Source organism: Streptomyces yongxingensis (assembly GCF_055597465.1).
Genome location: NZ_CM145717.1, coordinates 2,067,772 through 2,081,333, shown reverse-complemented (window position 1 = coordinate 2,081,333; position 13,562 = coordinate 2,067,772). Strand labels below are relative to the sequence as shown.

At 72.8% G+C, this 13,562-nt stretch carries 15 protein-coding genes; 8 read left to right on the top strand and 7 right to left on the bottom strand.

Translation table 11 applies throughout. The features are described from left to right. The first annotated feature begins 85 nt into the window (after positions 1-85). Positions 86-1,261 (top strand): elongation factor Tu, encoded by a 1,176-nt coding sequence (tuf, locus tag ACZ6TD_RS08365; RefSeq protein ID WP_471352061.1) that lies wholly within the window; start codon positions 86-88, stop codon positions 1,259-1,261. An 87-nt stretch (positions 1,262-1,348) separates the two neighbouring features. After that, the gene (locus ACZ6TD_RS08360) at positions 1,349-2,194 is read left to right on the top strand and encodes a spermidine synthase (RefSeq protein ID WP_471352057.1); all 846 of its coding nucleotides are present in this window, start codon (positions 1,349-1,351) and stop codon (positions 2,192-2,194) included. On the opposite strand, the gene ACZ6TD_RS08355 is transcribed toward ACZ6TD_RS08360, so the two are convergent. After that, entirely contained in the window at positions 2,181-3,485 is a 1,305-nt protein-coding gene (locus ACZ6TD_RS08355; protein ID WP_471352054.1) for an MFS transporter, read from the bottom strand. The two genes, ACZ6TD_RS08360 and ACZ6TD_RS08355, sit on opposite strands and share 14 nt — an antisense overlap. Before the next feature lie 74 nt (positions 3,486-3,559). Continuing rightward, positions 3,560-4,666, bottom strand: coding sequence for a DUF8017 domain-containing protein (locus ACZ6TD_RS08350; protein WP_471352051.1), 1,107 nt, complete (start codon positions 4,664-4,666; stop codon positions 3,560-3,562). A gap of 95 nt (positions 4,667-4,761) precedes the next feature. Here ACZ6TD_RS08350 and ACZ6TD_RS08345 point away from each other — a divergent pair, with 95 nt between their 5' ends. The 4 genes from ACZ6TD_RS08345 to ACZ6TD_RS08330 all read left to right on the top strand — a co-directional run bounded on the left by ACZ6TD_RS08345 (position 4,762) and on the right by ACZ6TD_RS08330 (position 7,569). Continuing rightward, a complete protein-coding gene (locus ACZ6TD_RS08345; protein ID WP_471352049.1) occupies positions 4,762-5,214 on the top strand; it encodes a DUF4442 domain-containing protein in 453 nt (150 codons plus the stop codon). 210 nt (positions 5,215-5,424) lie between these two features. Beyond that, positions 5,425-6,093: a DedA family protein gene (locus ACZ6TD_RS08340; RefSeq protein ID WP_471352047.1), complete on the top strand. Its 669-nt coding sequence runs from the start codon at positions 5,425-5,427 to the stop codon at positions 6,091-6,093. 220 nt (positions 6,094-6,313) lie between these two features. After that, positions 6,314-6,853 (top strand): gamma carbonic anhydrase family protein, encoded by a 540-nt coding sequence (locus ACZ6TD_RS08335; protein ID WP_471352045.1) that lies wholly within the window; start codon positions 6,314-6,316, stop codon positions 6,851-6,853. A 23-nt stretch (positions 6,854-6,876) separates the two neighbouring features. Then, positions 6,877-7,569 carry a GAF and ANTAR domain-containing protein gene (locus ACZ6TD_RS08330; protein WP_471352043.1) on the top strand — a complete coding sequence of 231 codons (693 nt, stop codon included), beginning with the start codon at positions 6,877-6,879 and terminating at the stop codon, positions 7,567-7,569. Positions 7,570-7,717: 148 nt separating this feature from the next. On the opposite strand, the gene ACZ6TD_RS08325 is transcribed toward ACZ6TD_RS08330, so the two are convergent. From ACZ6TD_RS08325 to ACZ6TD_RS08305, 5 genes are all read right to left on the bottom strand, one after another. After that, positions 7,718-8,596 carry a cytochrome c oxidase assembly protein gene (locus ACZ6TD_RS08325; protein WP_471352041.1) on the bottom strand — a complete coding sequence of 293 codons (879 nt, stop codon included), beginning with the start codon at positions 8,594-8,596 and terminating at the stop codon, positions 7,718-7,720. Further along, the gene (locus ACZ6TD_RS08320) at positions 8,596-9,150 is read right to left on the bottom strand and encodes a DUF2243 domain-containing protein (protein WP_471352039.1); all 555 of its coding nucleotides are present in this window, start codon (positions 9,148-9,150) and stop codon (positions 8,596-8,598) included. Before ACZ6TD_RS08320 ends, ACZ6TD_RS08325 begins: the two co-directional genes overlap by 1 nt. Positions 9,151-9,304: 154 nt before the next feature. Then, positions 9,305-10,081, bottom strand: coding sequence for a VOC family protein (locus tag ACZ6TD_RS08315; RefSeq protein ID WP_471352037.1), 777 nt, complete (start codon positions 10,079-10,081; stop codon positions 9,305-9,307). Between the two features lie 73 nt (positions 10,082-10,154). After that, positions 10,155-11,339 (bottom strand): FUSC family protein, encoded by a 1,185-nt coding sequence (locus ACZ6TD_RS08310; RefSeq protein WP_471352034.1) that lies wholly within the window; start codon positions 11,337-11,339, stop codon positions 10,155-10,157. Positions 11,340-11,405: 66 nt separating this feature from the next. Beyond that, complete coding sequence (locus ACZ6TD_RS08305) at positions 11,406-12,272, bottom strand: EamA family transporter (RefSeq protein ID WP_471352032.1); 867 nt, start codon at positions 12,270-12,272, stop codon at positions 11,406-11,408. Between the two features lie 107 nt (positions 12,273-12,379). On the opposite strand from ACZ6TD_RS08305, the gene ACZ6TD_RS08300 reads away from it, so the two are divergent. Together ACZ6TD_RS08300 and ACZ6TD_RS08295 are read left to right on the top strand one after the other, a co-directional pair. Beyond that, complete coding sequence (locus ACZ6TD_RS08300) at positions 12,380-12,952, top strand: helix-turn-helix domain-containing protein (RefSeq protein ID WP_471352029.1); 573 nt, start codon at positions 12,380-12,382, stop codon at positions 12,950-12,952. 50 nt (positions 12,953-13,002) lie between these two features. Continuing rightward, on the top strand, positions 13,003-13,557 hold the full coding sequence (locus tag ACZ6TD_RS08295) for a YbaK/EbsC family protein (RefSeq protein WP_471352027.1): 555 nt from the start codon (positions 13,003-13,005) through the stop codon (positions 13,555-13,557). The last annotated feature ends 5 nt before the right edge of the window (positions 13,558-13,562 follow it).

Sequence of the window (13,562 nt, the reverse complement as noted above, 5' to 3'; positions counted from 1 at the left end):
AACTCCGACGGATCCCCCAGGGGGAGGGTCGGCGAGGTTCTGGGGTCCGCGCTTCCCACCCCCGCTGACGAGGAGAGATCGTCGCATGTCCAAGCAGACGTATGTGCGCACCAAGCCGCATCTGAACATCGGCACCATGGGCCATGTCGACCACGGCAAGACCACGCTGACCGCCGCCATCACCAAGGTGCTGAGCGAGCGCGGCACCGGCGGCGCCTATGTGCCGGCCGACCGCATCGACCGGGCGCCGGAGGAGGCCGCGCGCGGCATCACCATCAACATCGCGCATGTCGAGTACGAGACCGACACCCGCCACTACGCGCATGTCGACATGCCCGGCCACGCCGACTTCATCAAGAACATGGTGACCGGCGCCGCCCAGATCGACGGGGCGATCCTCGTGGTCTCCGCGCTCGACGGCGTGATGCCGCAGACCGCCGAGCATGTGCTGCTGGCCCGCCAGGTCGGCGTCGACCACATCGTGGTGGCCCTCAACAAGGCCGACGCGGGCGACCCCGAGCTGACCGACCTCGTCGAGCTCGAGGTGCGCGAGCTGCTCTCCGCGCACGGCTACCCCGGCGACACCACGCCCGTGGTACGGGTCTCCGGGCTCCGGGCGCTGGAGGGCGACCCGCGCTGGACCGGGGCGATCGAGGCGCTGCTGGACGCCGTGGACATCTACGTCCCGACACCCGTGCGCCACACCGGGGCGCCGTTCCTGCTACCGGTGGAGAACGTGCTGACCATCACCGGACGCGGCACGGTCGTCACCGGCGCCATCGAGCGCGGCACGGTACGGGTCGGCGACCGTGTCGAGGTGCCCGGCACCGATGTGGCCACGGTGGTCACCGGGGTGGAGACCTTCGGCAAGTCCATGGAGTCGGCCGAGGCGGGCGACAATGTGGCGCTGCTGCTGCGCGGAGTGGCGCGGGACGCGGTGCGCCGCGGCCATGTGGTGGCCGCGCCCGGCAGCGTCGTGCCGCGGCGGCGCTTCACCGCGCGGGTGTACGTCCTCTCGGCCGCCGAGGGTGGCCGGCGGACCCCGGTGTCCACCGGCTACCGCCCGCAGTTCTACCTCCGTACGGCCGATGTGGTCGGCGCCGTGGACCTCGGGGCCACCGCGGTGGCGCGCCCCGGTGACACGGTCACCATGCGGGTCGAGCTCGGCCGTGCCGTACCGCTGGAGCCGGGCCTCGGCTTCGCGATCCGCGAGGGCGGCCGCACGGTGGGCGCGGGGACGGTGACCACCGTGCTGCCGTGACCATCGCCGGCCCCGTTCGTCCGCCTCCCCCGTGCGGGAGGCGGACGAACGGAGGCCAGGCCATGCGCGCGACGGCACAATGAGAGGGTGAACGAGCCGATACCCGTGAGCCGTGCCGTGGACGGCGGCACCGCCAAGCTGATGCCGGACCTGGACCGCCCGCGCGCCTGGCTGCTCACGGTGGACGGCGCCCCGCAGTCGTATGTCGACCTGGACGATCCGGGCCATCTCGAGTTCGAGTACGCGCGGCGGATCGCCCATGTCCTGGACGCGGCCGCCGATCCCGGCGCCCCGCTCGACGTACTGCACCTGGGCGGTGGGGCTTGGACGCTGCCTCGCTATCTGGCCGCCACCCGCCCCGGCTCCCACCAGGTGGTGATCGAGGCCGACCGGGGGCTGCTGGAGCTGGTCGCCGAGCACCTTCCGCTGCCGTCCGGGGCGGGCGTCACGGTGCGGCCGGAGGACGCCCGGACCGCGCTGGAGGCCGCGCCCGAGGGGTCGGCCGATGTCATCGTGGCCGATGTCTTCGGCGGTTCGCGGGTGCCCGCGCATCTGACCTCCGTGGAGTACGTCCGTGCCGCGGCCCGGGCGCTGCGGCCGGGCGGGTGGTACGCGGCGAATCTGGCCGACGGGGCGCCGTTCGCCTTCCTCCGCTCCCAACTGGCCACCTACCGCACGGCGTTCGCGCACCTCGCCCTCATCGCGGAGCCGTCGGTGCTGCGCGGTCGCCGGTTCGGCAACGCCGTGCTGGTGGCCTCCCAGTCCGCACCTCCGGTCGCCGTGCTGGCCCGCCGCACCGCGGCCGACGCCTTTCCGGCCAGGGTCGAGTACGGCGAGGCGCTGGAGCGGTTCATGGGGGGAGCGGCGCCGGTGCGGGACGAGGAGGCCACGCCGTCGCCCGAGCCGCCGGACGGGGCGTTCAGCGTGGGCTGACCGGCTCCGGGGCGGTGTCCGCGGCGGCGGCCGGACCGCCCTCGGCGACGGGCTCGGTCTCGCGCCGGCGCAGCCGCCGTACGTCCGGGACCGTCAGCACCGCCAGCGTCAGCGCCAGGATCAGCGCCGAGCACCCCCACAGCGAGGCCGACCGGCCGAACGCCTCCTCGGCCGGGCCCGCGAGCGCCGTGGCGAGCGGCACCATGGCGACGGAGCCGAACCAGTCGTACGCCGAGACCCGCGACAGCTTGTCCTCCGGGATCTCCTGGTGCAGCGCGGTCATCCAGGACACCCCGAACACCTCGACCGACACCCCGACCAGGAACATCACCACGGCCAGCGGCGCGACCGGCACCGGGACGGCGAGCGCGGCCGACGGCAGGGCGAGCGGCAGCACGCACAGGGAGCCCGCGAGCAGCATCCGCCGCGGCCGCCAGCGCACCATCAGCAGAGCGCCCAGGACGGTGCCCGCGCCGAACGCCGCGAGCGCGAGCCCCCAGGGGCGCGCCCCGCCCAGATGGTCCTCGGCCACCAGCGGGCCGAAGACCGACTCCGCCGCTCCCACCACCGCGTTGACGACGGAGAACTGGACGACGATCGACCACAGCCAGGGCCGGCCGATGAATTCGCGCCACCCTTCGCGCAGATCCCGCAGCATGCCGCCACCGGGCTCCCGCTGGGCGACGGCACGCACGTCGAGCAGCGAGCGCAGGGCGCCCGCGACGGCGAACGCGGCGGCGTCGACGGCCAGCACCCAGCCCGGGCCGACCACCGCGACCAGCGCGCCGCCGAGCGCGGCCCCGCCGATCTGCGCACCGTTCATGCCCATCCGGAACAGCGCGAAGGCACGGGCGGCCTGTTCGCCGTTGACGCTGGAGAGCAGCATGCCCTCGGCGGCGGGGGAGAAGAACGCCTGCCCGGTGCCGCCGAGCGCGGACAGCACGGCCATCTGCCACAGCCGCGCCTCGCCGGACAGGACGAGCACGGCGAAGACCGCCTGCGAGAGGCAGTTGAGGCTGTTGGCGGCCACCATCACCCGGTGGCGGGGCAGCCGGTCCGCCACCGCGCCGCCGATCAGCAGGAAGACGACCAGCGGAAGTGTGCGGGCCGCCGCCACCAGCCCGACGTCGCCGCCGTCCCCGCCCGCCTCCAGCACCGCGAACGCCGCCGCGATGAGGGCTCCGGCGTTCCCGAGGCCCGTCACCACGGCGGCGGTGGTCAGCAGTGTGTAGTTGCGGCCGGCCCACGCGGGGCGGCGCGGTCGGAGGCGCGGGGCCGGGGGAGTCGTCACATCCGGACTATCCCTGGGGGCGGGCCCCGGCGTCCAACCGTATTCCGGCCGCCGTGATCGGAGCGCTCAGATGGTCAGGAGACCTCCGACTTCACCGGCCGCAGCGAACTCATGATCTTCTTGATGGTGGCGTCCGGGACCTCTTCCTTGGTGCCCTTGACCGAGTACAGGACCCAGGTGGCGAAGTCGCCGTTGGTGTCCGTGTAGGTCACGGTGACCGACTTCCCGTCGGTGGTGCACTTGTCGGTCTTCTTCACCCCGGTGACGGTGGCCGACGCGGTGTAGCCCTTGAGGCCGTGGGCGCTGGTGAACTTCTTGGCGTCGGTGACCTTGCGGGTCCCGGTCTGCTTCTGGTCGAAGGCGGCGAAGACCCAGTTCTCGGCCTCGATCTTGGCGGCTGACGCCTCGCTCTTGGCGCCCTGGGCGCCCTTCGAGCCCGCCCCGGCGGCGTGACTCTTGTCGACGTAGCCGTCCTTGTCCTTGACCGAGCAGTAGTCCTTCTTGTACCTCGCCGGAGCGGACATGACCACGAGCGGCTTGCCCTTGTCGTCCTCGAAACCGGTGCTCAGGCCCGGCGATTCGACCGTCCAGTCCGGGGGGACGTCGAAGGCGTTGTGCCGCTTGGGGCTGACCACCGGCTTCCAACCGGGTATGACCGCCTTGACGTCGGTGGCGTCACCGCCGGCGCGCGGGTTGTCCGCACCGCCGCCGCCCGGGTCCTCGGTCGGCTCCTCGGAGGCCGGAGCCGACGTGGCGGTGTGGGGCGTCTTGTCCTTCCCCTTCGACTCGTCGCCGCCGTCGCTGTCGTCCTTGCCCAGGACCAGCGCGCCGGTGATGGCCGCGGCGGCGACGACCGCGATGGCCGCGACGATGGCGATGGTGGTCGTGCGCTTCTTGTTGTCGCGCGGCGGCTGCGGTGCGCCGGGCGGGCCGGACGGAGCGCCCCACTGCTGGCCGGGCGGACCCTGCGGCGGGCCGAAACCGGGCTGCTGCCCCGGCTGGCCGGACTGCCCCGGCTGCTGCTGGGGCGGCTGCTGATAGGGATTCGGCTGCTGGTATCCCGGCTGCTGATACGGGTTCGGCTGCTGGTATCCCGGCTGCTGGTACCCCGGTTGCTGATAGGGGTTCTGATCGTGCGGGTTGTTCTGCTCGCCCCCGGGCGGCTGCTGTCCTGGCCACATGGCCAGTAACGATAGAGGGGGCCGACGACGGCTGCTACGGCTGCCCCGTCAACTGCCCCTTTCCCCGCTTGCTACTGGGTGGTAACTTCCGGAGTATGTCAGAAACCCTGCCCTCCGTCGGTGAGATGCTCGCCGCCACGGTGCCCATGGTGCGCACCCTGAACCTGGAGTTCCGCGAGGCGTCGCCCGAGCGTGCGGTGCTGTGCCTGCCCGACCAGCCCGACTTCCACAACCATGTCGGCGGCCCCCACGCGGGCGCGATGTTCACCCTGGCGGAGTCCGCGAGCGGTGCCGTCGTGCTGGCGGCGTTCGGCGATCAGCTCGGCCGTGCCGTACCGCTGGCCGTGCGCGCCGAGATCGGCTACAAGAAGCTCGCCAGGGGGCCCGTCACCGCGACCGCCACCCTCGGCCGGCCCGCCGCCGAGGTGGTCGCCGAGCTGGACGCGGGGGAGCGGCCCGAATTCCCGGTGAACGTCACGATCACACGCGAGGACGGCGCGGTTACGGGCGAAATGTCCATTGTGTGGACCCTGCGCCCCCAGTCCTGAGTCGGTCCTCCCCGACCGCGAGTCCATCCCCGACCCCGAGTCCGCCCTCCCCGGCCCCGAGTCCGTCCTCCCTCCGCCGGAGTCGACGCGAGCGGGAGCACGACTTGGGGATGATGGCGACCGCGCGCCGATTGAGTAGGCTTCCCGGCGTGCGCCGCGTCCCGTCCGGCGCACGCCGGGAAGCGATCGCCACATGGGGAGGAACCGGCGTTGCATATCGAGGAATGGCTCGAGACCGTGCCCGCGGTCAGCGTGTATCTGCTCGTGGGTATCGTCATCGGCCTGGAGAGCCTGGGAATCCCGCTCCCCGGTGAGATCGTCCTCGTCAGCGCGACTCTGCTGGCGGCCTCCCAGGACCACATCAACCCCTACATCCTGGGGACGTGCGCCGTCGCGGGCGCGGTGATCGGCGACTCCATCGGCTATCTCATCGGCCGCAAGGGCGGACAGCCGCTGCTCACCTGGCTGGGCCGCAAATTCCCCAAACACTTCAGTGCCGAGCACGTGGCCACCGCCGAGCGCTCCTTCCAGAAGTGGGGCATGTGGGCGGTCTTCGTCGGCCGGTTCATCGCGCTGCTGCGCATCTTCGCCGGGCCGCTCGCGGGCGTGCTGCGCATGCCGTACTGGAAGTTCCTCATCGCCAATGTGCTCGGCGGCATCGTCTGGGCCGGTGGCACCACCGCGGTCATCTACTCCCTGGGCAAGGTCGCGGAGGACTGGCTGAAGCGGTTCTCCTGGCTCGGGCTCGTGCTGGCCCTGCTCTTCGGCCTCGGCTCGATGCTCGTGATGAAGTGGCGCTCCAAGAAGGCCAAGGCCGCGGCGGTCACGGCGGCCGATTCCGAGACCGCCGAGCCGGAGCCGGTCCCGGCCGGGGACTAGGGTCCTTCTGACGGATCGTGGCGCCTGCGGCGGGCTGCTCCCTCCCCGTCCCTTCCCGAACTGGGGCTGCGCCCCGGACCCCGGAGCCCAGGGGCGGAGCCCCCTGCCACGCGCCGGACACTCCATGGGGCAATCGGTCCGATCGGCCGGATCGGCTGGACCGGCTGTAGGGTCTGCCGGAGCTACCGGCCGGGGCGAGGAACGCGAAGGGGACGACCAGGTGGGAGAGACGGTGCGCGCCTTGATCTTCGGCATCGACGGGAAGGAGCCACGGATCGCCCCCGACACGTTCGTGGCCCCCACGTCGGTGGTGATCGGCGATGTCGTGCTGGCGGCGGGATCGAGCGTCTGGTACCAGGCAGTGCTGCGGGGTGACGGCGGTCCCATCGTCCTCGGCGCGGACAGCAACATCCAGGACAACTGCACGGTGCACGTCGACCCCGGATTCCCGGTCTCGATCGGCGAGCGGGTCTCGGTCGGGCACAACGCGGTCGTGCACGGCTGTACGGTCGAGGACGAGGTCCTGATCGGCATGGGGGCGACGGTCCTCAACGGCGCGCGGATCGGTGCGGGATCGCTGGTCGCGGCCCAGGCCCTGGTGCCGCAGGGGATGGAGATACCGCCCGGTTCGCTGGTGGCGGGGGTGCCGGCGAGGGTGAAGCGCCCCCTCACCGACGAGGAACGAGAAGGCATCAAACTGAACGCCCAGGTGTACGCGGACCGGGCGAAGCGGTACCGGGAAGCGCTCGGCGGCGAGTAGCCGGATGTGATCGGATGGTGGTCATGGACTGGGAAGCCTTCGCCGAGCGCATGGCCACCATGGCGCGGGATCTGCTGGCGCAGGACTCCGTGGAGGCCACGCTGGACCGGATCAGCGCGTGCGCGGTGGACATCGTGGAGGGTTGCGACGCCGCTGGCATCATGGTGCTCCACGGCAGCCGAGTGGAGTCCCTCGCCCCCACCGAAGGGCTGGTGGTGCGGTCGGACCGGCTGCAGGCGCGGCTCAGGGAGGGGCCCTGCTTCGACGCCGCCCGCCGACTGAACGGTGAGCGGGTGTTCCGGATCAGGGACTTCACCGAGCCCGAGGAGCGCTGGCCCAGGTACATCAGTGAGGCCCGTGAGCTCGGCATCGGCAGCATGATGGGGTTCCTGCTCTACACCGAGGAGGAGAACCTCGGCGCCCTGAACCTCTACTCGCGGCACCCCGCCGCCTTCACCAGGGCCAGCGAGACGGCCGGCTGGCTGCTCGCCTCGCATGCCGCGGTCGCCTTCTCCAGCGCCCGCACCGCCGATCAGCTCCAGCAGGCGCTCCAGACCCGGCACACCATCGGGGAGGCCATGGGCATCCTCATGGAACGCCTGAAGATCTCCGAGGATGACGCCTTCGCGCTGATCCGGCGGGTGTCCCAGGAGCGCAACGTCAAGCTGCGGGACATCGCCCGGCAGATCTGCGAGAGCGGTGGAATCGACGACTGAGGCGTCGGCCCGAGCCGACGCGTCAGCCGAAGCGGCTCTTCCGGCCCGCGGTCTGGACCGGAAGGGCCTGGCCACCGTGGTCCCCCGGGGGTCGCTGCGATGGCGTGACGCCCAGGTACCCCCGTGGCCTCCAGTGGTAACCCCACCGTCACCAGGATTTCGGCAGGGCCCGCGGGGCGTCGATCCCCTCCTCCGGCCGCCGCACCGGGCGTACCCGTGACCCGTGCGGGCTCCGGGGCGTCCGCACGGGCCGCCAGGTGGTGACGAGGGCCGCGGCCAGGAGGAGCTCGGCGAGGTCACCGCCGTAGTACATGATCTCCGCGCCGCCCCGGACCTCGGCGATCGGGGCGTGGACCTGGACCCAGAAGCCCCCGTACATCAACTGGGCGATCGCGGCGTGGGCGGCGATGGCGACGCCGAGGACCACCAGCCGGGCCGGCACCCCCGGCCGGGCGGGGGCCGGATCGGGACCGGCGATGACATACGCGAACAGCCAGCCCGAGAGCAGGAAGTGGGCGTGTGTCAGCCAGTGCCACCCGGGGTGGCCCATGGTGGCGTCATAGACGGGGGTGAAGTACAGCGGTACCAGCCCGCCGGTGGTCAGCAGCAGGGCGGTGACGGGGTGGCCGAGCAGCCGCGCGGGGCGGGAGCGGAGCACGGCGGTCAGCCGTCGGCCGTGGTCCGGGGGCAGGGCGCGCAGCAGCAGGGTGACCGGGGCCCCGAGCACCAGCGCGAGGGGCGCGTACATCCCGAGCAGCAGATGCTGGGCCATATGGCCGCGGAAGTCCTCGTGGGCGAACGGCGCGAGCGGCGGCAGCAGCGCCACGGCCACCAGGACGAGCCCGGCCCCGAAGCTCAGCGACCGCGCGAGCGGCCGGCCCTGGGCGGGGTGACGGCGACGGGCGCGGCGGACCGTCAGCGCGTAGCCGGCGGCACACCCCAGCAGGGCGAGGGCCGGCAGCCATACGTCCAGGGGGCCGCCGCCCCCGCCGTGCCCATGGCCGGGATGCGCCGCACCGCCCCCCATCACACGTGCCTGGTGGCGCGGGGCGCCTCGCCGCCCGCCGGGGGCCCGCCGCGCTGCAGCAGATAGCCGCCGGCCACCAGGAGGGCGCCCAGGACGAGGAAGCCCGCGTCCCACCACGGCTGCTCCGGGCCGCCGTGGACATGGTGGATGCCGAGGATCTGGTGGTCCAGTACGCCCTCGACGAGGTTGAACAGGCCCCAGCCGACCAGCATCCAGCCCCACAGGACGCGGGAGCCCCACACCCGGCGCCGGTCGTGGGTGACCCGGGCGTAGAGGATGGCCAGCCCCAGCAGCACCGAGATCCAGCACACCGCGTGGAAGACGCCGTCCCACACGGTGTTCATCCGCAGACCGGATACGGTGTGCGGGTTGTAGTACCTCACCCCGATGCGGTCGTGGTTGGTGCTGCTGAGCATGTGGTGCCACTGGAGGAGCTGGTGCAGCAGGATCCCGTCGAGGAATCCGCCGAGCCCCACCCCCAGCACGATCCCCGGCAGCCGGATGACGCGCGACGCCGGCAGACCGGCCGGGGCTTCCTCCGCCGTGGTGGCCATCACCGCGCTCCGTCCTGACGACAGCGTGTTCCCCCGCGCTCTCCGCCCCCACGGCTTCCCGGCCGGACCGGTTTCCTCACCTGTTCACGTCGTCTTTCCGCCATATCGCCGAGCCGGGCCAGGGCCCCGAGGCAGGCCGCTCGCCAGGGCCGTCTCAGGCGGCGGTGACGGTGAACAGCCCGCCGTCGGGGTCGCACAGGATCGCCTGACGGCCCGTGGGAGAGGCGTCCGGCGGGAGGGCGACCGTGCCACCGGCGGCGCGGGCCGCCGCCACGGCGGCCGTCACATCGGGGACGCGGAAGTGGACGTACCAGCGCGGCCGGACCCGCGGGTCGGGGGCCTGCTCGACGGCGCCGCCGTGGACCACCGCCAGCTTGCGGCCCTCCTCGCGCACGATCACCTCGTCGTTCTCGTACTCCACGGAGCAGGTGCCCTCCGGTGACGCCCAGCCGAAGACCTCGCCGTAGAAGAGGGCGGCCGCGAACGCGTCCCGGGTCCGCAGCTCCAGCCGGGCCGGGGCGCCCTCCTCGGGACCCGACGGCCAGCCGGGCAGCGCCTCCCCCGCCCAGAAGCCGAAGACGGCGCCGTCGGGGTCGGCGGCCAGCGCGGCGCGGCGGCCGGTGCCGAACGGGAGCGGGCCGACACCGACGGTGCCGCCCCGCTCGTGGATCCGTGCCGCGGTGGCGTCCGCGTCCGCCACGGCGAAGAACGGCGTCCAGGCGACCGCGCCCCTGAGGCTGTTCGCGAGCGCCCCGACCCCGGCCACCGGCGCTCCGCCGAACAGCGCCGTACGGAACTCCTCACCCAGCCCGGTGGGCCGCCAGGTCCATCCGAGCACCGCGGTGTAGAACTCCTGCGCCGCCCGGAGGCTGGGGGCGGCGAGACTCACCCAACAGGGGAATCCCGGCCGTGCCTGGCCGATCGGCTTCATGCGCACCACTCCTCACAACTCCGCCCCGGCACCACCGCGGGGGACTGCACCGATGTACCCCGTCGGCCGGGTGCTATGCCCCGGCGGTGGCGCGGGGCCAGGTGTCCGGGGCGATGTCGTGCCAGATGTTCTGGGCCTGGATCAGCAGGGTGCCCAGGACGGCGGTGGTGCCGGGGGAGACGTAGCGCTCATCGGTGAGCTGTTTCTGCAGGGCGTCGTGGTGCCGTTCCACGGCCTCCAGCGTCTCGTCCAGTCGGCCGCGCGCGCCGTCGGGGGTGAAGGGCTCATGGATCACTTCGGCCCGGGCCTCGCAGGCCGCCGCCAGATCGGCGAGGAGACGGCCGTAGTCGCGCAGCGGCTGCTGGTCGGGGGCGGGAATGGAGCGGTTCTCGTCGGCGATGTCGACCATCGTGCTGACGACCGCCCCCACCTGGGCGACGATCGAGCTCCACCGCTGGTCCTCGCTCTCGGGGGGAAGCGTCGGCGGCCGCTTCTCGCGCGACCTCCACGGCAGCCTGGGATTGAGCCGGAGGCTCTCATGGCTCCACAGCCGGGCGGACCGCAGGCTCTCCTGCCGCCGCTGGAGCTGGTCGGCCAGCCGTCGCCAGTCGGTGGGCGTGTCCTCGGACCAGTCTCCCCGGGCCAGCGCCTCGGCGATGCTCGCCAGTGTCTCCTGTGTCGCGTGCGCCAGACTGCTGAGGTTCTCCCGTACGTTCCGCAGATGCACCGGCGGCAGGATCAGCGCGTTGACCGCGATGCCGATCACGGCGCCCAGCAGGGCCTGGAGCAGCCGGTGGGAGACCGTGAGGCTGGACACCGGGGCCGAGGTGAGGGTGAACAGCGCGGTGGTGGGCCCGTAGATGCCCTGGTCGCCGAGGCGGGGCCAGTTGCTGAGCAGCATCACGACCGGCAGGACCAGGGCCACCGAGATCAGGGTGTTCCCGGTCAGGGCCTCGACCGCCGCCGCGAGCAGCGTGCCGACGGCGATGGCCACCAACTGCTGCAACCCCTTGAACAGCGAACGGTAGACGGTGGCTTGGACCAGGACCACCGCCACCCACGGCGCCATCAGCGCCACCGGGTCCTTCAGCCACCAGCCCGAGACCGCCCACGCGAGCGTGGCCGCCCCGGCCGCCTTCAGCGACTGCACGAGCAGGTCCCGCTCCCGCCCCGGCCCCTGCCACGCCCGCGCCGCGGCGTCCACGATCCCCCGGGCCTCGGCCCGCACCACGTACAGCTTCTCCATCGCGTGCCCCATGGCGTAGTGGGTTCCTGGAGCACGTCGGCTTATGCATGGCCGGGCGGGGGCCGGGCCGCGGTCCGCTCAGCCCGTGGCCAGCAGCAGCGTGCCCGCCAGGGCGAGCCCGGCGCCCGTGGCCTGGACCGCGCGCAGCCGCTCGCCGAGCAGTCCGCGGGCCGCGAGGGCGGTCACCACGGGGTAGAGGGAGGCGAGCACCGCGGCGACGGTGACCGGGCCGTGGTGGACGGCGAGGTTGTACGTGCCGTTGGCGGCCACGTCGGCGAGGCCCACGAAGGCGAGCGCGGGCAGCGACGCCCACACCACGCCCATCCCGCCCTCGGGCAGCCCGGGGTCGCCGCGCCGGACGGAGAGCAGCAGCGCGGCGCCCCCGACCGCCACATTGCACACCCGCTGCACGAACAGCGCGAGGAACAGCCCGGTCAGTGTGTGCGACGCCTCGGCGATCAGCGCCATCACCGAGCCGAAGCCCAGCGCGGCCACCAGGGTGAGCAGCAGCGTCTGCCGCTGGACGGGCGCCCCGCCGGTCTGCGGACCGCTCGCCAGGACCACACCCGCGACCGCCACCACGACCCCCGAGACCTGGAGCAGCCCGGGCCGCTCGCCGAGCACCAGCGCGACGCCCAGCGGCACGATGACCCCGCCGAGCGCGCCGAGCGGGGAGACGACGCCCATCGGGCCGAGCGCGAGGGCGCGGTAGAAGCACAGCATCGCGGCCGGGCCGACCACACCGGCCGCCGCGGCGAACCACAGTTGCGGGCCCGCCTCGGACCATCCGCCGGTGGCGGCCACGACGGCGCCGAGGACGGTGACCGCGATGAGCTGGGAGACGACGACCACGGTGAGCGCGGGTGTGCGCCGGGTGAGCAACCCTCCGCCGAAGTCGGCCAGCCCCCAGAGCAGGCTGGTGGCAAGAGCGAAGAGTGCGGACATGGTGAAACCTCGCCGTACAGTGTGGTGGACGTGGGAGTACAGCCCACGGTAGTTCACTCCACTCGACTATGCCATTCACTATTTTGGACGGATGGACGGACCGGAACGTGACGGACCTCGACCAGCTCACGCAGTCGCTCGCCCGCAACCTCAAACGGTGGCGCAATGAACGCGGCTTCACCCTCGACGCCCTGGCGGCCCGCGCCGGGGTCAGCCGGGGCATGATCATCCAGATTGAGCAGGCCCGTACGAATCCGAGCGTGGGCACCACCGTCAAGCTCGCCGACGCGCTCGGCGTGAGCATCACCACACTGCTCGACTACGAGCAGGGGCCCCGGGTGACCTTCGTCCCGCCCGAGCAGGCGGTGCGGATGTGGTCCACCGAGGCGGGCAGCTACACCGCGCTGCTCGTCGGCACCGAGGCGGACGGCCCGCTGGAGATGTGGGAATGGCGGCTGATGCCCGGCGACGAGAGCAGCTCCGATCCGCATCCGTCCGGCACGGTCGAGCTGATCCATGTGACGGCCGGCGAGCTCACCCTGGTGATCGGCGGCGAGACCCACACCGCCCCGGTCGGCACCTCCGTGGCGTTCGAGGCGAACACCCCGCACACCTATCGCAACGACGGGACGGCGCCGGTGGAGATGACCATGGCGGTGTCGGTGCCACCCGCGCGCTGAGGCCGCCGGGCCCGGCCCTCGCGCCCCGCCCCGACTGCTAGTTTGGCGGCATGAGTACGCCGATGGATGCCTTCGACGAGGTCCGTCCCGCCGTCGAGTGCCTGGACCTGCTGACCGCACCCGTCGCCGAGGCGCTGCGCACCTGGCGCGGCGCGGAGCCGGTGGAGCAGGTGCTGTTCGTGGACACGGACCCGGACAAGGCCGACACCGCCGTACTCGTCGAGAACTACGGCTCCTGGCTGCTGGAGCAGTCCGCCAACTGCGTGGTGGTCGCGGGCAAGCGGGGCGGCGAGACCACCCTGGCCGCCTGTCTGGTCCTGGCCCACACCCGCGCGGACGTCAACGGCGTGGTGCGCCGCCACCTCGGCGCGCGCAAGGCGTCGTTCGCCCCGATGGACACGGCGACGGGCGAGAGCGGCATGGAATTCGGCGGCATCACCCCGATCGGGCTGCCCGCCGGCTGGCCGCTCCTGGTGGACGCCGCCGTGGCCGACATCCCGTACGCCCTCATCGGCAGCGGCAGCCGACGCGGCAAGCTCATCGTGCCGGGCAAGCTGCTCGCCGGCCTCCCGGGCGCGGTGGTCCTGGAGGGCCTCGGCGCCTGAGGCCG